The organism is Frankia sp. R82, assembly GCF_023716925.1.
GTDB lineage: Bacteria > Actinomycetota > Actinomycetes > Frankiales > Frankiaceae > Frankia.
The window spans coordinates 61,608-82,137 of sequence record NZ_JAMQQG010000045.1; the positions used below are offsets into that span (position 1 = coordinate 61,608).

12 protein-coding genes are annotated in these 20,530 nt (G+C 71.3%); 4 read left to right on the forward strand and 8 right to left on the reverse strand.

Translation table 11 applies throughout. The features are described from left to right. Window positions 1-119: 119 nt before the first annotated feature. The 5 genes from ND747_RS11775 to ND747_RS11795 all read right to left on the reverse strand — a co-directional run bounded on the left by ND747_RS11775 (window position 120) and on the right by ND747_RS11795 (window position 4,873). Window positions 120-1,109 carry a malate dehydrogenase gene (locus ND747_RS11775; protein WP_251733559.1) on the reverse strand — a complete coding sequence of 330 codons (990 nt, stop codon included), beginning with the start codon at window positions 1,107-1,109 and terminating at the stop codon, window positions 120-122. Window positions 1,110-1,294: 185 nt separating this feature from the next. Beyond that, window positions 1,295-2,593 carry an ABC transporter substrate-binding protein gene (locus ND747_RS11780; protein ID WP_251733560.1) on the reverse strand — a complete coding sequence of 433 codons (1,299 nt, stop codon included), beginning with the start codon at window positions 2,591-2,593 and terminating at the stop codon, window positions 1,295-1,297. Window positions 2,594-2,654: 61 nt separating this feature from the next. After that, the gene (locus tag ND747_RS11785; RefSeq protein ID WP_251733561.1) at window positions 2,655-3,221 is read right to left on the reverse strand and encodes a heme-binding protein; all 567 of its coding nucleotides are present in this window, start codon (window positions 3,219-3,221) and stop codon (window positions 2,655-2,657) included. 543 nt (window positions 3,222-3,764) lie between these two features. Next, window positions 3,765-4,544 carry a hypothetical protein gene (locus ND747_RS11790; RefSeq protein WP_251733562.1) on the reverse strand — a complete coding sequence of 260 codons (780 nt, stop codon included), beginning with the start codon at window positions 4,542-4,544 and terminating at the stop codon, window positions 3,765-3,767. Window positions 4,545-4,636: 92 nt separating this feature from the next. Further along, on the reverse strand, window positions 4,637-4,873 hold the full coding sequence (locus ND747_RS11795; protein ID WP_163547925.1) for a DUF397 domain-containing protein: 237 nt from the start codon (window positions 4,871-4,873) through the stop codon (window positions 4,637-4,639). A 1,518-nt stretch (window positions 4,874-6,391) separates the two neighbouring features. On the opposite strand from ND747_RS11795, the gene ND747_RS11800 reads away from it, so the two are divergent. Beyond that, the gene (locus tag ND747_RS11800; RefSeq protein ID WP_251733563.1) at window positions 6,392-7,258 is read left to right on the forward strand and encodes a helix-turn-helix transcriptional regulator; all 867 of its coding nucleotides are present in this window, start codon (window positions 6,392-6,394) and stop codon (window positions 7,256-7,258) included. Between the two features lie 83 nt (window positions 7,259-7,341). Here the strand turns inward: ND747_RS11800 and ND747_RS11805 are convergent, their stop codons facing one another. Further along, window positions 7,342-10,257 (reverse strand): ATP-binding protein, encoded by a 2,916-nt coding sequence (locus tag ND747_RS11805; RefSeq protein ID WP_251733564.1) that lies wholly within the window; start codon window positions 10,255-10,257, stop codon window positions 7,342-7,344. 436 nt (window positions 10,258-10,693) lie between these two features. Here ND747_RS11805 and ND747_RS11810 point away from each other — a divergent pair, with 436 nt between their 5' ends. Continuing rightward, window positions 10,694-14,947, forward strand: a complete 4,254-nt coding sequence (locus ND747_RS11810) for a DUF3418 domain-containing protein (RefSeq protein WP_251733569.1) — start codon at window positions 10,694-10,696, stop codon at window positions 14,945-14,947. A gap of 267 nt (window positions 14,948-15,214) precedes the next feature. Then, the gene (locus ND747_RS11815) at window positions 15,215-15,727 is read left to right on the forward strand and encodes a toll/interleukin-1 receptor domain-containing protein (RefSeq protein WP_251733565.1); all 513 of its coding nucleotides are present in this window, start codon (window positions 15,215-15,217) and stop codon (window positions 15,725-15,727) included. Window positions 15,728-16,019: 292 nt separating this feature from the next. Here ND747_RS11815 and ND747_RS11820 read toward each other — a convergent pair whose 3' ends face one another. After that, entirely contained in the window at window positions 16,020-17,204 is a 1,185-nt protein-coding gene (locus ND747_RS11820) for an alpha/beta fold hydrolase (protein ID WP_251733566.1), read from the reverse strand. 969 nt (window positions 17,205-18,173) lie between these two features. Then, window positions 18,174-19,526, reverse strand: coding sequence for a galactose-1-phosphate uridylyltransferase (gene galT / locus ND747_RS11825; protein WP_251733567.1), 1,353 nt, complete (start codon window positions 19,524-19,526; stop codon window positions 18,174-18,176). A 502-nt stretch (window positions 19,527-20,028) separates the two neighbouring features. Between galT and soxR the strand changes: the two genes are divergently transcribed. Then, window positions 20,029-20,530, forward strand: a 502-nt coding sequence (soxR, locus tag ND747_RS11830) for a redox-sensitive transcriptional activator SoxR (protein ID WP_251733568.1), incomplete at its 3' end; no start/stop codon positions are given.

Genomic DNA, 20,530 nt, shown 5'->3' on the forward strand with positions numbered 1-20,530 from the left:
CGGAAGATCAGTGTAGTCCGCCGCCTCGGGGTTCGAAACACGGTCAGAACGCCGCTGCCCCGAGGGCCACACCGTGGCGCCCTCGGGGCAGCGGTTCGACGACGATCAGCCTGGATCGGTCAGATCAGGCCGAGAGCGCGCACAGCCTCCCGCTCCTCGGCGAGCTCCTGCACCGAGGCGTCGATCTTCGCCCGGGAGAAGGCGTCGAGCTCGAGCCCCTGCACGATCTGGAACGAGCCGCCGGAGGAGGTGACCGGGAACGAGGAGATCAGGCCCGCGGGCACGCCGTAGGAGCCGTCGGAGGGCAGCGCCACGGAGGTCCAGTCACCCTCGGGCGTGCCGTTCACCCAGGAGTAGACGTGGTCGATCGCGGCCGAGGCGGCCGAGGCGGCCGACGAGGCACCGCGCACCTCGATGATCTCCGCGCCGCGCTTGGCCACCCGCGGGATGAACTCCTCTTCGATCCACTTCTGATCGCCGACCGCCTCGGCACCGCTACGGCCGCCGACCTCGGCGTGGAAGATGTCCGGGTACTGGCTCGCCGAGTGGTTACCCCAGATGGTGATCTTCTTGATCTCGGTGTTCGCGACGCCGAGCTTCTTCGCCAGCTGGGCGATCGCCCGGTTGTGGTCGAGGCGGGTCATCGCGGTGAACCGCTCGGCCGGCACGTCCGGCGCGTGGGTCTGGGCGATCAGCGCGTTCGTGTTCGCCGGGTTGCCGACGACGAGCACCCGGATGTCCGAGGCGGCACCGCTGTTGATCGCTTCACCCTGCGGCTTGAAGATGCCGCCGTTGGCGGACAGCAGGTCGCCGCGCTCCATGCCCTTGGTCCGCGGGCGGGCCCCGACCAGCAGGGCGACGTTGGTGCCCTCGAAGGCACGCTTGGCGTCATCGAAGACGTCCACGCCGGCGAGCAGGGGGAAGGCGCTGTCCTCGAGCTCGAGGGCGGTGCCCTCCGCGGCCCGTACCGCCTGGGGGATCTCCAGCAGCCGAAGCTTCACCGGCGTGTCCGCGCCCAGCAACTGGCCTGACGCGATGCGAAAAAGCAGCGCGTAGCCGATCTGACCGGCGGCGCCGGTAACGGTGACGTTGACGGGCGTTGAACTCACTGGCATCTCCTGGTGCAGGTCATCCGGAGGTCGGACGGCGGGCCGGGCCGGACCGACGGGCGATCGTGACCGGACCACCGAGCTGCGCTGCTGTTTCCGTCGCGCCGCCAGTGATGCTAGTCCGACCGCTGTCCGCGCGGGTGGCTCGCCGACACCTAGCGGCTCACACCGTGGGCCCGAACGCGCTATTCGGCGAGTTCCTGCCCACAGCGAGGGGCCGGGTGCAGCACGTCGAAGCCGCTCGCGTCGTGGTTGATCCGCAGAAACGTGTAGCACGGGCTCACCTGCCCGCTGTTCGCGACGAAGTCGACGGCGGCGGGCAGCAGGCCATCCGCGGTGTAGCCCCGCAGCGCCCGCAGGCCGTGCAGGAACGAGGCCCGGTTCGGGCACGAGCCGGCCACCGCCAGCCCCTGCAGGAACATGTCGGCCGAGATCCACCCGGCCAGGGCGGCCTGCTGGGTGGGCGGTGTCACCTGCGGTGCGTGGGCCCGCATGCCCTGCAGGAAGCGACGATGGGCGGGCAGGTTCAGCTCGAACGGCTGGTAGTCGGTGAACGTGTAGACGTCGGGCAGGGCGTCGCGGTAGCGATCCAGCAACAGCTGGTCGTAGTTCGTCGGCGAGAGGATGACCCGCAGCTTCGAGGGTTGGCTGCGGGTGGCCCGCAGCAGGCTGGCGAACGCCGCGCCGGTCACCGTGCCGATCATCACGTCCGCATTGCTGGCCCGCACCTGCTGCCCGAGCGCCGCCACCGCGATCAGGCTGGTCGCGTCGACCCGGTCCACCACGGGGATGCCGACCGCGCGCAGGCTGTGCTCCATCTCGTCGGCGAGCACCATAGACGTCCGCGAGAAGGCCGACTGGACGAGAACGGCACGGTGCCCGCCCTGGTCGGCGACGAACCTGCCCCAGGTAGAGACCGATGAGCCCTTCGCCACCAGGTTCGAGTAGCTGAACATGTTGTCGTGCCCGGCCCAGTCGGGATCCAGCGAGGTGCCGGTGACCGGGATTCCGGCTCCATGCAGAAAATCGGCGGAGGCGCCGGCCGACAACGACGACTCGATCAGGCCGAACACCGCGTTGTTGTCGACGAGGCTGTGGGCCGCGGCCTGGTTGCCCGCCGGACTCGACGCGTCATCCCGCCAGGTGTAGGCGATCCGACGGCCGTTCACCCCACCCGCCGCGTTCGCCACGCCCAGACGGGCGTCGACGCCGTCGCGGAACGTCGCGAACAGGGAGGCCGTGATGCCGGTGTCCGGGTAGATCATGCCGAGGTGGATCTCGTCCCGGCTGATGCCCGGACCCACGCAGCTCGCCGCGTGGGTCCCTGTCGACTGGCCGGACGTGCAGGCCACCAGCCCCGACACCACGCTCAGGCAGGCCAGCGCCGCGCAGGCCAGGCGAGCGCCGCGCACCGTCCCCCGACGTCGCCACCGGCGTCGGGGGGTCCGCATCGCTGCGGCGAAACGGACCGTGATATCGGGCACGGCCCGACGCTATGCATCTGATCAGGTGCGGTGACGGGTATTTCGTGAGGTGTGATATTGCTCAGAACGCGGCGGCGGCCGCCCGGGCGATCGCCTCGTCGTGCGGGGTCGGCCCGCCGCTGACACCCACCGCCCCGACGACCAGGCCGTCGCGCCACAGCGGGACGGCGCCGTTGAGCCCGGAGCCGACCGGCCGCGGGAACACCGCCCGGTGTCGGCCCAGCCCGCCCTCGACCACCCGCCCACCGCGATCATGGCTGCCACGATCATGACCGCCGCGAGCACCGCTCAGACCGTGGCCACCGCCGCGGTCGAAATCGAGATCGGCCTCGAAGTCGGTGTCGGGCGGGTCGGCGTCCATGCCCCCCGCGGACCACTCGGCCGGGCCCTCGTCAGTGCCGTGGTGGACCAGGCGCGCCGGCACGGCTGGCAGCGCCGACGCCCGCGCCGCACAGGCCCGGTCGACCGAGATGTCGGCGGTCCGCAGCCGGGCGTTGTCCATCCGTACGTGGGCCACCAGAATCCCAGCGTGATCGACGACGGCGATGTTAACCGGTTGGCCGAGGTGAATCGCATACCTTTCCCCGGCGGCGATGATCCGACGGGCGTCCTCGAGCGATACGGTCATCCGCGACTCTCCCCATAAAGCGGCGTTCCGGTGCGCCTGACCATAGGCCCACAACGACCGTCCGGTGGTGGAAGGCGCGCCGCACAACAACCGTTGCGTACGCGGGTTCCCCTTGTGGGCGACGAGACACGGAAGGACACACAAAGCCCCGCACCGGCCGCACCGCCCCCGCCCGATCGGACGGGACGCCGTCGCCGCGTCCACACAGGACGATCACGCCACCCCGATCACATAATGCCATCACATCGTTACCTGTCCGCCGCGGCCGCTCCGCCGGCAGGTCGCGGGACGGTCCGTACTGCTCCAACGGGCCAGCGGTCACCGCTCGGGCGCCCCCACCGGCACGCCCCCGCCACCGCTGCGTCGAGGCCGGACACCGGGTCCGTCGACGGACGGTGGCCCCCCGATGGACCCGGCTGGCCCGATCGGCCCAGGCGCGAGCTGATCGACCAGGCCGACCCTGGCCCGGACGGGTGATGGGACGGTGTGGGTGGACTCACCGCCCGGTGGCCCGCGACGACGGCCCGATCAGGCCCGGCCCGATCAGGCGGCGGCGGCCAGGGGAAGGACCAGCCGAGGGAAGCAGTGGATCAGCCGGGTGGTCAGTGGGCCACCGCCAGGAATGTCCGCCAGCACGCCGGCGAACCGGTGGTCGAGGCGACCCAGACGTTGCAGGCCGCGCAGCCGGAGCAGGCCGGGCAGATGCGCCTCGATGGCCTGCTGGTCCGGCCGGGGGGCACCGCCGAGCCAGGCGTCGAACTGGGACCCGGTCATGATCTCCCAGACGATCGTGTCGGCCACCGCGCCCGTGCCGTCCGTGATCGTCACCAGATGGGGTACGCGGACCAGGTCGTGGAAGCCGCGCAGGTCCGGCCGCAGGCCGGAGGTGACGACGTTGTTCGCCAGGCGCGGATCAACTCCGGTCGCCGGTCGGCGCAGAACGTTGCGCAGGTACGAGGCGAACGCAAGTGCAAGGGCGCTGCGCCCCGGGGGGCTCGGGTGGGTGTGCAGCACGACGGCGTCGATCCCCGGCGCGCGGACCCGCTCGGCCGCGGCCCGCACCAGCCACGCGGGCTCCACGAGCATGAAGCCGACCTGCGCACGGCGGCGTTCGGCGCTCAGATCACCGTCACCGAGGCCGAGGTTGGCCGGGACGCCGGTGGCCCGGCCCTCGGCCTCGGTGACGGCAGTAACGGCGCCGGTGACGGAGATGACATGCGACTCGCGCAGCCACCGGCAGGTAATCAGCCCGTCCGCCCCGGGCAGCGAGAGCGACGGAAGATCACCGGAGTTGAAGATCCGTTCCGCGGCGGGCGGGGGCATGCTGTCTCCGCTCGGACGGGCCGTCATGGCCGCGTGGGCACGTGCCGGTCTGGAGGGGACAACCGAAGTCAGCAGGGACATGGCGGCGCGGACTACTGGAGAAGGTTGTCGAAGTCGCCGTCCTTGGCCCCGAGTATCAGAGCCTCGATCTCAGCCCGGGTATAGACGAGCGCGGGCCCGTTGGGATGACGGGAGTTGCGCACGGCCACCTCGTCGCCGGGCAGCTTCGCCATCTCGACGCAGTTGCCCTGGGAGTTGCTCCGCCGGCTCTTCTGCCAGGTCACGCGCTCAAGCGCAGTCGCCGGCATGCCGCTGTAGATCTTGCTCATGCGTTTCTCCCCAAGCCCAGGGCAGCGCACGACGGCGAGCCCTAACCCCACGCAGTCCGCCCCGCCGCACCGCTGTTGCGGACAGGCCGCCGGCCGCCGCGCCGGGATGCCCCCTTGCAACCCCACGAACTCACCGCGTGTGCGCCTGCACGAACTTCGGCTCACGATACAGCACGGTCGGGTGCACGTGCATCATGCGGGAGGCGTGTGCGTGCGACAACCTCACGTGCGATCGACGGGAAGCATCGCGCCGTGCAGATGCCACACGGCGGGATCCCAAATCACCACAGATAGCCACGAAGATTGGTAGATGACTACTAGATGACCTCAAAGAACTACGTAGAGAGATGGGGAATCGGGGGCGCAGGACATCGACAGCCGTCGAGCCGCACCGGGCGGCACAGACCGCGGACCGCCGCGAGCCGCGGACGGCGACGAGCAGCGATGGACGGCGACGAGCAGCGGCGAACGGCGACGAGCGACGGAAGGCGGGCGCCCGTGGGTCAAACCGCCGTCGAATCGCCACCGAAATCCGTAAAGTGAGGAATCGCGCGACCGCGCCAGCCCTTCGTATCGCCCCAGAAGGGGTGAAGCCGGGCAGCCGATCTTTCGGCTGGGGGAAACGCGTATATGCAGCCGGGGGATGTCCGCATTCGGGCCGCGCACGGCACGAACAGGGGGCCCCACAGGAGACCGGGACGTTTGGACCATCCACGACCGCCGCTCGACGCCCACAGGCAGCGCATCGGACCGAGCGCGGGCACGACATCACGCCAGTCAACGCAACGATCGCCCACCAGTGGTCCACGGAGAACGGCGCCACACCACACCGTCCCTTGCAAGGCACCTGGTTGACCCACCACCCCGGTCGGCCGACCCTGCACCACAGGTCCAACGGACCACACCGCGAGCGGTACTCCGACCCGAGCCGGCCCTCCCAGGCGCCCGCCGGAGGCGATCGCGGCGTGGAGTCGGCCCGCGGCGGGCTACCCGAGCGTGCCGGGGGCATCCCCGTTACGCCGCGGCATCAGGTGCAATCAGACGGCGGGCCGCGCTCTCGTGCGGAGTCCCGGCGGGCCGCCAGCCCGACCGGGCAGGACACGGACCCGCGGCGACACGCGGACGACCAGGCGGAAGCACGCGACGCGAAAGACAGACGTACGCGGACAGTTTCGGACAGTAACGGAGGCGGAAGGTGAGGGCGGGCGACGCGGGGCCACTCCGGTGGCATGAACAGGCCGGACGCCAGCCTTCCACCGCGCTCATGTGCTGCAGAGAAACAGAACGGATGGGCAGCATCACAGCACGCCACGATCGCGCCCGCCCGTCGGCACCAATCGGGCCATCCGACCCAGCCGACGGACACCCGTCTCACATACTCTCCGTGAGCGAGTATACAAATAACACTCACTACGCTAAACAAGCGACCGTCGATCAGGCATGAGAACCAGAGACGCAACCGGATCAAGAAGATCAGATGTCATACTCTTGCGTTGACCGATGGCGAGGGGGCCGACCGTGACGACAGCTCAGCCGGGAAGTGGACCGACGGTACGTCGGATCCTGCTCGGCTCCCAGCTCCGTCGACTTCGCGAGGAGAAGGGCATCAGCCGGGAGACGGCCGGGTACCACATCCGGGCGTCGGAGTCGAAGATCAGCCGTATGGAGCTGGGCCGCGTCAGCTTCAAAGAACGCGACGTTGCCGACCTCCTGACCTTCTATCAGGTCACGGAGGAAGCCGATCGCGCGCCCTTGCTCGCCCTCGTCCGGGAAGCGAACTCGGCCGGCTGGTGGCAGAACTTCAATGACGTGCTCCCGAACTGGTTCCAGCCGTACGTCGGCCTCGAAGAGTCGGCCCAGCTAATCCGTACGTACGAGGTGCAGTTCATTCCGGGCCTGCTGCAGAGCGAGGACTACGCCCGCGCCATCATCACCAGTGGTAGCAGTGGGCTGCCGAGTGATGTCGTCGAGCGACGAGTCAGTGTACGGATGAACCGACAGAAGCTGCTGTACCGCCCAAATCCCCCGCGGTTGTGGGTGGTGGTCGACGAGGCGGCGCTGCATCGGCCGATCGGCGGTCCGAAGGTGATGCGCGGCCAGATCGAGCACCTGATCGAACTCGGTGAGCTGCCGAACCTCACGCTGCAGGTCATGCCGTTCTCCTTCGGCGGCCATGCGGCCGAAGGAGGCGCCTTCACCATCCTGCGCTTCCCGGAGATGGACCTGCCTGACGTCGTCTACCTCGAGCAGCTCACCGGTTCGTCCTACCTCGACAAGCGCGAGGAGGTCGACCGGTACATGGAGGTCTACAACCGCCTCAGCGTCGACAGCACCACTCCGGCCGAGACGCCCGACCTGCTGCGCCAGATCGTCGCCAGCCTGTAGGACGCAGCCGCGCCCCCGAGGCGAGGTTCGGGAGCCACGGGATCCGACCTCGGGGGGCGGGTCCACGAGCCGGGCACCGGGGATCAGGCTCCCGGGCCGGGATCCGACGTCAGGCGCCGGGGAGTCCGGCCAGCTGCCGCGCCACCGTCCGGTGGCACGCAGGGCCAGGTGAGCTCGAGGCTCAACCAGTGGTCATCCACCTCCGCCTCCACCCCGACGCGCAGGGCCTCGTCCCCCACTCGAGCGGTCGCGTCCCCCTCGCGAGTGGCCGCGTCCGCAGCGCGCGCCGACGTATCGGCTGCCCGAAGGGGGGCGTCGTCACTGGTCGGGATGGGGGCGGTCGCGGCGGTGCCGAGGACCGCGTCGGGCAGGGCCAGCTCGTCCGGCCAGGGCATGGTGACGTAGACGCTGCCACCGGCGGGCGACCACATCACCGTGACGATCGCCCGGCCGCTTCCGGCGGTCGCGAGTACCTCGCCGACCCGGTCGGCCAGCGCCGCACGCACCGGCCCGGGAGCGGTACGAAGATCTCCTGACCGCTGGATCTCGACGCTGATTCCGGCGCTCTCGGCGTCGGCGAGCACCGGATCAAGATCGGCCAGTGCCGAGGACGGCCCGCCACCGGTGAGCATCCGGCGGATGCCCGCCGCGCGGGCCGCGCTGGCGCTGCGTACCCCGGCGGTTGCCGGGTCGCGTCGTCCGTCGGCGACGTCGGCGAGCAGCGGCAGGACGTCCCGTTCGACCGTGCCCAACCAGGCGAGGCGCTCCCGACGGATCATGGCCGAGGAGTCGGCGTTCGCGGCGACCTCGGCCTCGGCGGCCAGGATGTGCGCGGTGTCCAGGCCGGTCCGGCGCAGGAGCGGACCCAGCATCGCCGTGATGATCTGCACCGCGCAGCAGCCGTAGATGATCGAGCCCAGCCGGGCGACCACCAGCGGATTGCCCCCGTCACGGGCCAGCACCAGGCCGGTGACCAGCACGACCGCACCGGCCAGCGCGGCGGTCCATTCCCGGGCCGGACGGGATGCGGTGACGAACGCGAGCAGCAGCGCCAGCATCAGCAGCGGCCAGTCGGCGATGCGCACGATGTCGGCGCCGACGGTGTTGCGCGCACCCACCACCACGGTCCCGGCGGCGATCGCAAGCAGCAGCAGCACCTCGCGTCCGGACAGCGGCCGGCGGCGAACCAGCCTCCCGGCGGTGGCGACGACCACCGCGAGTGCCACCCACAGCACCACCGCGACCAGCGGTTCCCGGACCCAGTGCAGGGTATCGAGCAGCGGCGCGAGCATGAGCATCAGCCAGGCGGCGGCGACGTGTCCGACCGCTCGGCGTAGCCCTGCCGAGTACGCGGCCCCGAGGTCGGCGGCGATCGCGGCCACGTTGCGCCGATCCGGCACCAACCCGTCATGACGCCCACCGGCGGCATCCGGCCCACCAGTGGCCGCTGACCCACCGGCGGCACCCGGCCAGCGGCCAAGGGCCGTTTTGATGCCGGCGGGCCAGGCGACGCGCGCGGACGGCACACCGTCCGCGGTGGGCACGATGCGCGGGGTGCGCCAGCGCAGCTCGACCGTCGTGCCGCGCCCGGGCGCCGACGTGATGTCCGCGGTGCCGGCGACATCCTCGATCCGGCCGATGACCGAACGGCGCAGTCCGAGTCGCCCGGAGTCGGCCAGGTCCGGCTCGAAGCCCCGGCCGATGTCGCGCACCTGCACGGTGATCTCGTCCGGGCCGCCGTCCAGAACCACCCAGGCGTGGCTGGACCCGGAGTGACGTTCGATGTTCGCCAGCGCCTCCCGGACCGCCCCGGCGAACGCCGAGCCGACCACCCCTGGTGGCTCGTTCCATGTCTGCCCTCCGGCCCCGCCGTCGACCTCAGCCGCGGCGGCGGGGTGCAGCCGGTCGACGACATCGACCACCAGGCCGCGCCCGGTTGCCTCCGCAACGACCTCGGCGAGCCGCTCGGCCAGGGCCGGACCGGCGTCGGCGGCCGGGTCCAGCAGATCCTGCACGGCGGCGAGGCTGTGCGCGCAGCGGCGCCGGGCGAGCGCCGCGTCCCGCCCGCCGCCCCAGGCCAGACCGGTCAGCGTGTTGAGCACCGTGTCATGGATGACACGCTCACGTTCGCGCCGATCCCGGGCGACCGCGAACACGATCGCCTCGGCGCGATGGCGCGCGACGACGTTCGCCCAGCGCCGGTCGGCCGTGCGGGCGATCTGGCGCAGCCGGCCGATCGACATCCCCAGCAGCCCCGGCGCCGCGAGCAGCAGCAACGTCTGTGTGAAGACCTGCGGGCTGTGGCCCCAGCCACCGATCAGGACGCCGGCCGCGAGCAGCAGCAGCGTCGCGCCGGCGACCCGGCGCGGAAAGGCCCAGACCGCGGCGACGGAGGCGTTGACGACGGCCAGGAACACGAAGTTCCCGCTGTCGCCGATCGACTGGTCCGGCAGCAGGGATCCGGCGGCGACCCCGAGCGGCAGCGCGATCGCGGCACCGACCGCGGCCAGGACCGGCCCGACCCCGCGTCGCAACCCCACCAGGCAGAACACCACATGCCAGACCGCGGTGAGGCACAGGACACCCGCGGCCACCGGATGATCGCGATACCAGTCCCAGGCGACCAGGTAGAACACGGTGAGCACGAGCGCGACGGCCCGCAGTGCGACCAGCACGCTGGTCATGACCCGGTCGAGCGCCCGGTGTGCCCGCCCGACCTCGGCCGACGCCCGCCCCAGCTCCAACGTTGCCGCGCCGAACGCGGTCTCGGTCATGCCGACGGCGCCGCCCACGCCGTCCCCGCGCCCTGTCCCGCCATGGTCATCGCCGCGAGGGTCCTCGCCGCCGCGGTCATCGCCGCCGTGGTTCGGATGTCGGTGGCGACCCGGGCCGGACGCCCCGCCGGTGGAACCCTGGCTGGCCGACCGGTCGCCGGCGGCATCGGGCAGCCGGCCGGTGACCGCGCAGGTCAGCGAAGCCGACGGACGGCTCGGCCGCACGACTGTCCCCCGACGAGGCCGAAGCCCCAAACATTCGTGACCGTCTCGTCACCTTCCGACACCATCAGACCGGGGTTTCCACCCGGAAATCTCCTCGGAGGTTACAACCCGACCGCAGCCGGTGGCGTCCGCGGGGATACGTTCGCGACAACCATGCTCCCGCTGTGGTCCGCTCGACGGGCATCCACAGCCAGGCCGAAGGCCGGTCCGTCGGACGAGCAGGCGGACAGCTGCGGACGGTCCCGGAGTCGGCGGCGAGATCGGCCGCGCGGTGGGCCGGCCGGTGCCCGTGATGCCCTAGGCTGGAGGGCGTGAGGAGGGACCGTCCGTGAATTCTTCGTCCTCCGGTCCCCCATCCAGCGGCTCGGCAGCGACCGCAGCCGCGAGTCCAGCACCGTCCGAGTCCGATCGGCTGGCGTCGGGCACCCCGCCGCCGGTGCGGGTGGTGGAGCTGACGGCCCGGTTGGCCGAGCTTGCGCCACGGGACGCGCACCGGCTGGGCCGGCGCCTCGCCGACAGCCGGCGCACACGGGATGCCGCGGCCCGTAAGCGGGCGCTGGCCGCGATCGCCGCCGAGGCGGAACAGGCCGCCAGCCGGGTCGAGCGTCGCCGGCAGCGCGTGCCGGCGATCAGCTACCCCGAGGCCCTGCCGGTGACACAGCGCCGAGACGAGATCCTCGCGGCGATCCGCGACCATCAGGTGGTCATCGTCGCCGGGGAGACGGGTTCGGGGAAGACCACCCAGCTGCCGAAGATCTGCCTGGAACTCGGCCGCGGCGTGCGCGGGATGATCGGGCACACCCAGCCGAGACGGATCGCCGCGCGTACCGTGGCCGACCGGATCGCCGAGGAACTCGGCACCCCCGCACCGTCTGCCGGCAGTGGGGTCGTCGGCTACCAGACCCGGTTTACCGACCAGGTCCACGACGACACCCTCGTCAAGCTGATGACGGACGGCATCCTGCTCGCCGAGATCTCCTCGGACCGTGCCCTGCGCCGCTATGACACCCTCATCATCGACGAGGCGCACGAGCGCAGCCTCAACATCGACTTCATCCTCGGTTATCTACGCTCGCTGCTGCCGCGCCGGCCGGATCTGAAGATCATCATCACGTCGGCGACGATCGAGACGGACCGGTTCTCCGCCCACTTCGGCGGTGCCCCGGTCATCGAGGTCTCCGGGCGGACCTTCCCGGTCGAGGTCCGCTACCGCCCCCTGCTCCCAGATCTCGACCCGGACGGCGAGACCGACGTCGACGGCGCCGGTGGCGACGATCCGGACGATCTCGATGCCGCCGAGCGCGGCGTCCGCGCGTCGGTGGGCAGACGCCGCTCCGACGGGGGCCGCGGGGCCGAGGCGGGTCGCGGGGCCGAGGCGGGCCGCCGGGAGGCACCGGAACGGGATCAGACGCAGGCGATCTGTGACGCGGTGGACGAGCTGTTCGCCGAGGGTCCGGGCGACATCCTGGTGTTCCTGTCCGGGGAGCGGGAGATCCGCGACACGGCCGAGGCGCTCGCCCGGCAGGACCGTCCACACACCGAGATCGTGCCGTTGTATGCCCGGTTGTCCGCCGGCGAGCAGCATCGGGTGTTCGAGCCGCACACCGGACGACGGGTGGTGCTCGCGACGAACGTCGCGGAGACCTCGTTGACGGTGCCCGGCATCAGGTACGTCATCGACCCCGGCACCGCGCGGATCTCCCGGTACAGCGCGCGTACGAAGGTCCAGCGACTGCCGATCGAACCGGTGTCGCAGGCGTCGGCGAACCAGCGCAAGGGCCGCTGCGGACGCACCGCGGACGGCATCTGCATCCGGTTGTACAGCGAGCCGGACTTCGAGGCACGCCCGGCGTTCACCGACCCGGAGATCCTGCGGACGAACCTGGCATCGGTGCTGCTGCGGATGGCCGATCTCGGTCTCGGTGACGTGGCCACGTTCGGTTTCCTCGACCCACCGGACTCCCGGCAGATCCACGACGGCGAGCTGCTGCTCACCGAACTCGGCGCCTTCGCCGTCCCGACCGCCGAACCCGGCCCGGAACGCGAGCCCGGCCGGCCCGAGACCACCGTCGCGGCCGAAGCCCGACAGGAGCCGGCGGCGCAGGGACGGCCGGAGCCAGGAGCACCGGGACGGCGGCAGCTGACCGCGGTGGGGCGGCGCCTCGCGCAGATCCCGGTGGATCCGCGGCTGGCCCGGATGGTGCTGGCCGGTGACGAGCAGGGCTGCCTGCGCGAGGTGCTGGTGATCGCGTCGGCCCTGGCCATCCAGGATCCGCGGGAACGGCCGGTGGAACATCAGCAGGCGGCCGACGAACGGCACGCCCGCTTCGCCGATCCCACGTCGGACTTCCTCGCCTATCTGAACCTGTGGCGCTATCTGCGTGACGCCCGCGGGGAACGCTCGGCGAACCAGTTCCGGCGGATGTGTCGCACCGAGTTCCTGAACTACCTGCGGGTCCGCGAGTGGCAGGACGTCCACGGGCAGCTGGCCGCGGTCGCCCGGGGGCTGAAACTGAACCTCGGGGATCCGGACGGGCCGGCGGCCGATCCCGCGGCGGTGCACCGGGCGCTGCTCACCGGCATGCTCTCGCATCTGGGCCGGTACGACCCGGAGCGCCGCGACTACGCCGGTGCCCGCGGTGGACGGTTCATGCTGTGGCCGGGTTCGGCGCTGGCCCGCCGGGGCGCCCGCGTCGCCGTCGGGGCGCAGCAGCAGGAGTCGGACGACAAGGGGCAGTCGAGCGAGAAGGGCCGCCAGCAGCGGCCGTCCGGTCCGCCGACCTGGGTGATGGCGGCGGAGCTGGTGGAGACGTCCCGACTGTGGGGACGGACCGCGGCGCGCATCGACCCGGACTGGGTGGAGCCCCTGGCCGGGCATCTGGTGCGCCGCACCTACGGCGAACCGCACTGGTCCCGGCGGCAGGGGGCGGTGCTCGCCGACGAGCGGGTGACGCTGTACGGGGTGCCGATCGTCACCGGCCGCCCGGTACGGTACAGCCAGATCGACCCGGTGCTGTGCCGGGAGATGTTCATCCGCCATGCGCTGGTCGAGGGCGACTGGCAGACCCGGCACGAGTTCTTCGCGCACAACCAGCGGATGCTCGCCGACGCCGAGGAACTCGAGCATCGGGCCCGTCGGCGCGGCATCGTCGTCGACGACGAGACGCTGTTCGCCTTCTACGCCGAGCGGATCCCCGCCGACATCGTCTCCGTGCGCCATTTCGACGCCTGGTGGCGCCGGGCCCGCCGGGAGGATCCGCGCCAGCTGGACTTCACGTTGGCGCTGCTGGTGTCCGCCAGCGCCGGCACCATCACCGAGGACGCCTACCCGGACGTCTGGCAGATCGGCGCGCTCGCCCTGCCGCTGACCTACCAGTTCGAGCCCGGCTCGGCCGCCGACGGGGTGACCGTGCACATTCCGATCGCCGTGCTCAACCAGGTCGACGCCGAACCGTTCGGCTGGGGCGTGCCAGGGCTGCGCGAGGAGCTGGTGACGGCGCTGATCCGGGCGCTGCCGAAGGTGGTGCGGCGCAGTTTCGTCCCGGCGCCGAACTACGCGCGGGCGATTCTCGAACACGTCTCGCCGGCCAGCGGGACGCCCCTGCCGGTCGCCGTCGAACACGAGCTGCGCCGGATGGGTGGCCCGGAGATTCCGCGAGATGCGCTCACGCTGACCGCAGCCCCCGACCATCTGCGGATGACGTTCCGCGTGGAGGGCGCGCGCGGGGAGGTGCTCGCCGAGGGCAAGGACCTCGACGCGATCAAGGCGCGGCTGCGCCCGCGGACCCGGGCGGCGGTGGCGGCGGCCGCCGACGGCATCGAGCGCCGTGGCTTGCGCAGCTGGGACGGCATCGGCACCCTGCCCAAAGTGGTGGAGCTCCACCGCGGCGGCCACGTCGTACGCGGGTTCCCCGCTCTGGTCGACGAGGGGGACACGGTCGCCATCCGGGCCACCGACACCGAGTCCGAGCAGCGCACCGCGATGTGGTCCGGCACCCGGCGACTGGTGCTGCTCGGTGTGCCGTCGCCGATCCGCGGGCTCAACGGCCGGCTGTCGAACGCGGCGAAGCTCGCCCTGTCCCACAACCCGCACCGCGACGCCGCCGATCTACTCGACGACTGTGTGCGCGCCGCCTGCGACCGGCTGATCGCCGCCGCCGGCGGCCCCGCCTGGGACGAGGCCGGTTTCACCGCGCTGCTGACCGCGGTACGCGCCGGCCTGCCGGACGGCTCGTTCACCGTGGTCCGCGAGGTGCAGGAGGTGCTGGGCCTGGCGCACACGGTCGAGGTCAGCGTGCGCGAGGTGCGGGCCAGCACGTTCGCTCCCGCGGTGGCGGACATCCGCGCCCACCTTGGCAGCCTGATCTACCGCGGTTTCGTCACCGACACCGGCGCCGACCGCCTGCCCGACCTCACCCGCTATCTCACCGCCATCGGACGTCGCCTCGAACGGCTCCCCCGCGACCCGAACCGCGACAGACTCAACACCGCGACGGTGGGCCGGGCCACCGAGGCCTACCGGGAGCTGCTGGCCACCGTGCCCGCCGGGCGCGAGCCGAGCGAGGAGATCCGCCGGGTCCGCTGGATGATCGAGGAACTGCGGGTGAGCCTGTTCGCCCAGAACCTGCGCACCCCGTACCCCGTCTCCGAGGAACGCGTCTACCGCGCCATCGACGCCCTGCTCGGCTGACCTGCCCCCGGAGAACCGTCCTCAGGTGCGGACGAGCTCGACGACGGGAATGACATGCTCGATCTCGGCCTGGTGGTCGGCGAAGGCGTGAGCCCGGGCCACGATCCGCGGGTGGAGCGCATCATCGGCCGTTGTCGACACAGCAACCCGACAGGAGGTCCCATTCCGATATCCGACCGCCCGTCGCCCGGGTTCGCGGGCAGCATCCAGGGTCAGGTGTCCGCAGACAAACATGGCAGTGGTGGCTACGGATGGCACACTGAAACGATGGCGATCGGGGGCGGCGGGAACAGCCTGAACAACGGCGGTCAGTGGGACTTCTTCGTCTCCTACACCCAGGCGGATCGGCAGTGGGCGGAGTGGATCTCCTGGGTGCTCGAGGAGACCGGCTATCGGGTTCTCGTCCAGGCGTGGGACTTCACCCCCGGGTCAAACTGGGTGGTCAGCATGCACAACGGCGTGCGCCGGGCCACCCGCACCATCGCGGTGCTCTCCGACGCCTATACCCGTTCTGTCTACGGCCAGGCCGAATGGCAGGGCGCCTGGAGCGCCGACCCGACCGGTGCGCTGCGGAAACTGCTCGTCCTCCGCGTCGCGGAATGCCCACGTCCGGGCCTGCTCGGCCAGGTCGTTTCCGTCGATCTGTTCGACCTTCCCGCCCCGGATGCCCGCGCCGCTGTACTCACCGCCGCCCATCGCGCCGTCACCGGCGCCCGAGCCAAGCCCCTCACCGCCCCGCCCTTCCCCGTGGCTGGCACTGCCCACCAACCACCGACCTGACCTGGTGCGTTGTCTGTGCTGGTGGCTGTGGCTGTGGCTGGTCGGTGGCCGGCGGATGGCTCCTTCTACCAGGATGAAGCAGACGAAATTGCGCGATCACCCCGGTTGAAGGAACACATTGATCGACACGTCCGAGATTGCCCCGCCTTGCGGAGTCATCTTGGTCACGGTGTGTCATACCGGTCGCCGGTGACGGGTGGCCGGTGACGGGTGGCCGCCCACCATCCCGGACGAGGTGCCCGCAACCACCCCCAGCACCCGACCGCAACCGGAAACGCCCACAGACCGCGGCCTAGCGGCCAGGTGCCCTGCCGGCGGGTTCGACTCCGACGGCCGAGCCGATCACCGAGCCGACGGCCGAGCCGTCGGCGGGGGGAGCCGCAGATGGCGCCGTGGCAGTCGCGGCCGCCGTGGCGTCCAGGGAGAACGGCGCGCAGAAGTCCCACAGGGCACCGACCGACCACCAGGGCCAGGTGTGCCCGCCGTCCCACAGGACGTGGCGGATCGTCGAGCCCGGCGCGAAGTGGGAGGCCTCGGTCTCGCCGTCGGGCAGGAACATCGTCAGATAGTCGGACCAGCCACCACGCCAGGGCACGGTCGCGTCGGCCGTCCCGTGGATATGCACCATGTTCACCGGTACGTCGGGGCAGGACACCAGCGCCTGACCGCCGACCATCCCGACTGCCGCGACCAGATCCGGAGCCTCGCAGGCGATGCGGGCGGCGAGCATCCCGCCGTTGGAAAAGCCCCAGACGTAGACCCGGGACCGGTCAACCGGGGTGAACCGGGCGACATCGGCAACGATCTGCCGGACATACGCGACATCGTCGGTTGTCACATTCCCACAGCATCCACCGGCGTTCCACGCCTCATGGACGCCGACCCCGTACGCGACCGCGAAGTCGTGGGCGTCGGCGAAACTGTCGGCACTCGAGGCCTGCCGCAGCAGATCGGCGTTGTTCAGCAGCCCGTGCAACATGATCACCAAGGGTCGTGCGCTGCCCCGGTAGGCCGGCGTGACCCTGATGTCGCTGTGCAGCTCGTACGTCCGCCCGGACGCCAACCGGTGCACCGAGTCCCGCCCGTATGCGGTCGCACCTGCCGCGGTCGCACCTGCCGGGGACGCGCCGCCCGGGGTCGCGCTCGCCGGCTTTCCGCTGGATGAGGACGACCCGGTTCCTGGCGGCGCCACGGCGGCGGATGACGTCCCGGCGGCGGGTGACGCACCGGAGCCGGTAGCCGTCCGGGAATCGGACGGGCTGGTGGGGGTGGATCGCGATGCGGCGACGGGGGTACGCACTGCCGGGGACGCGCCGGAGGTACCGGCGCCGACCGGCGTGGCTGCGACGGCGGCCGACGAGCCGGCGTCGAGCGGCTCGGGGGCGACCAGCGCCGAGCCGGTCGACGCGGACGAGGCCGACGACACGGTCGCCATGACGACCCCGACGAGGCTGGCCACAACCGCAAGGGCAAGCACGATCCCCCGGGCAAGACGGCCTCGCCGCCCAGGCCGACCCCCGTCGCCACCTCGACCCCAGTTGCCACCCCAGCCCCGGCCGCGCACCCCACCCCGCACGGACACTGGCGTCTCAACTCCTCGTCTCCGCCCGGTCAGAGCGGCAATGTTAGCCGCTTCGCCTCAAGAACTCCTATACGGGCTAGAACAGCACACCGAAGGACGATTCATGATGCCTCGCCCCTCCAGGTCACCCGACCGAGCGTGCCCATCCGTGCCGTCTGCGCTCCACCCGCGGACGCCCGCCCACCCGCCCCAGGACCACCTTCCAGGTGCACCCCAAGCACTCCGACCACCCAACCCGACCTCTGCGTCATCTCAACTCCACCCGTCCCGCCTCGTCCCACCAATCCATGCCAGCCCCAGCCGGGCCAACACTCACGCCCGGTAACCAAAAACGTAACGGAACCAAGCCGATCGACCTCAGGTGAAGGTTTGTTCGGGACGCCGAGAGGCCTGTTTCCCGAACAACCCTCCACAGCTCCCCGAGAAAGACCCGGCAACCGCGATTTTCCGTAACGCCGCCCCCGAACACGGCCGGAAAGCAACTCGATGTCCATTGACCCGACCAGGAGTGTCACACCGATGGCGTGACGGCCAGTTTTGGACAGACCGCACGAAGTTCCTCGAGGTCTGCGTCCCGAAGTAAACCTCGAGCCGATTTCGGACGTCACGCGCCGACGCCGACGGCCCTGCCAACGCCGACCGCCGACCGCCGACCGCCGACCGCCGACCGCCGACCGCCGACGAGAATTGATCGCATCTTGCCGAGGCCTGGTGAAGAAACGAGGCCCTGGATCCTTCACCAGGCCTCGGCAGGTCCGGCGTCGGCGCGGGATTCCTCGGTGGTGTGGTCATCGGAAGCAGGCCGTCGTGCCGTTCGCCCCATCCCCCAGAATGGTCAGAACGCGACGACGAGAGGGTGCGGCGTCACGGTAGGCGCAGGGGGCCGGGAGTGGCATTCGACAGCGCGGCGACCTGCGCCATCGTGAGACCGGACGGCGGGAGGGTGACGGCGCTGTCCCAGGAGGCCGACATCACCGTGCGCAACCGGGCTGCGGCGTCCTCAGGCGTCAGGTCGCGCTGGCGCTCGGCGAACATCTCATAGCCGACGACATGCTTGCGGATGGTCGGCGAGCGCAGCAGCGGCGGGTAGACGTGTGCGTGTAGCTGCCACACGGCCTCGGGTCGTGCCACGCCGACCACCTGGGACGGGGCGGGATGCGGGCCAGGGGCACCGTGCCATCCCATGGAGAAGGGGAAGGGATAGTCGAACAAGGCGTCGTAGCCGGTGAGCAGCCGACCGAGCACATGGGCGAGGCCGCTGCGCTGGGTGTCGTCCAGGTCGGCGAGACGGGTGACCGGGCGGCGCGGCAGCAGCAGCGTCTCGAACGGCCACATCGCCCAGTAGGGGACGACGACCAGCCAGTCCTCCTCGTCCAGGACGATCCGCTCGTCCGCGGTCGTCTCGGCGCGGACGTAGTCCAGCAACAGTGACCTGCCGGCCTGGGCGAAGTGCTCACGCTGGTGGGTGTCCTCGACGGCGGCCTCGTCGGGCAGGGCGTCGCAGGCCCAGACCTGGCCGTGCGGATGCGGGTTCGACGCGCCCATCGCCGTCCCGCGGTTCTCGAAAATCTGCACCCAGCGCCACCGGCGGGACAGCTCGGCGTCCTGCTCTGCCCAGGTGTCGACGACGGCGCGCACCTCGGCGTGGGACATGTCGACGAGTCCCCGGCCGTGGTCGGGCCCGAAGCAGATGACCCGGCAGGTCCCGTGCGCGGGTGCGCTACGCAACAGCCCCGAACCAGCGGGCTCGACCTCGGCGAGGCTGCCCGCCTCGGCGGTGGTGTCGGTCCTGACGGTAGCGGTCGTCGCCGCAGCGCAGCCGGCCTCGGGGGCGCGGTCTACCGGGGACGTGAGGTCGGCGGCGGCGCTGGGGGCGGCCTGCGGGGCGGAGGAGACGGCCTGCACCGAAGAGGGAACCCCTACGGAGGTCGAGGAGGGAACCTCTGCGGAGGAGGGAACCTCTGCGGCGAGGTCGGGGACGGGTTGCAGGGCGGGGAAGTCGTTGGTGAAGACGTACGTCCCGCGGTAGTCGGGGTTGCGGCCACCACCGGCACGTCGGTTACCGGGGCACAGGTCGCAGTGCGGATCATGGGCGGCCGGCGACGGCGGGGCGGGTACCTCCCGGCCGCCGTGCCACGGGCGGCGCACGCGCCCCGGCGAGACCAGAACCCAGCGACCAGTGAGCGGATTGAACCGCCGATGCGTGGTGTCGTCCATCGCTTGGACAGCCTGCCATGGTGGACGCAGGCACGCGGGCCTGAGCGGACCACCCCGGAGATTCTGCGCGCCTGAGCCGGGCCCGACAGCATCCTCGAATGATCGCTCCAGGAAGTCGTCCGATAACTCTGGGATCAGAAGGCGGCTCGACGAAGCAGCCGGTCGCGACCGCCCGCGAAGACAACGACCCCGATGCGACACGCCATGCGACCCGGGTGGGGCCAAGCGGTGCGGACCCTGCAACGCGGATCACAGTGCGACCGTCCCGTGGACCACTCCCTGGCCGCATCCCCCGGCTGGGGGCACGCAGGGGAGCCACCTACCAGTCGAGCCGACGGTGGCCGGATCGGCCGCGGGCGTCGGGTTGGCCGGCGGGCGTCGGCGTCGGCGTCGGCGAAGACGATCAGCCCCGGCGGCGGCCCGTCCTGGCGGCGGGTTCGACGTCGCCTGGTCCGCGAAAACCTAAACCTGAACTCAACTTCATTTCTTTACACTGGACGCCATGCTACCGACCGATCTGTTGACCGTCGGCGACCTGTCCGCGCGTAGTGGCTTCGCCCCGTCCGCCCTGCGGTACTACGAACGTCAGGGCCTGCTGACGGCCACCCGCACCAGCGGTGGCCAGCGGCGATACGAGCGGCACGTGCTGCGCCGGCTGGCGTTCATCCGGGCGGCCACCGCCGTCGGCCTGAGCCTGGAGGAGGTGGCCGCGGCACTGGCCGCGCTACCCGAGTCCCGCACCCCCACCAAGGCGGACTGGACGGTGATCTCGCGCCGTTGGCGATCCCGACTGGACGAGGAGATCGAGGCGCTCTCCGCCCTGCGGGACGGCCTCGACGCCTGCATCGGCTGCGGCTGTCTGTCCCTGCGCCGCTGTCGGATCTCCAATCCCGAGGACCGGATCGGCGCCTTCGGCCCGGGCGCCCGCGCCTTCCCGTCGGCGCTGCGCCGCACCGGCCATGGCCACCACGGCGGCCACCGCCCGCCTCAGCCGGGCGTGCGCC

Bases quoted from the DNA above. Each gene is read 5' to 3' on its own strand.
- ND747_RS11795 (WP_163547925.1), bottom strand. From the start codon at position 4,873: ATGAGCAAGATCTACAGCGGCATGCCGGCGACTGCGCTTGAGCGCGTG.
- galT (WP_251733567.1), bottom strand. From the start codon at position 19,526: ATGGACGACACCACGCATCGGCGGTTCAATCCGCTCACTGGTCGCTGG.
- ND747_RS11785 (WP_251733561.1), bottom strand. From the start codon at position 3,221: ATGACCGTATCGCTCGAGGACGCCCGTCGGATCATCGCCGCCGGGGAA.
- ND747_RS11815 (WP_251733565.1), top strand. From the start codon at position 15,215: ATGGCGATCGGGGGCGGCGGGAACAGCCTGAACAACGGCGGTCAGTGG.
- ND747_RS11790 (WP_251733562.1), bottom strand. From the start codon at position 4,544: ATGCCCCCGCCCGCCGCGGAACGGATCTTCAACTCCGGTGATCTTCCG.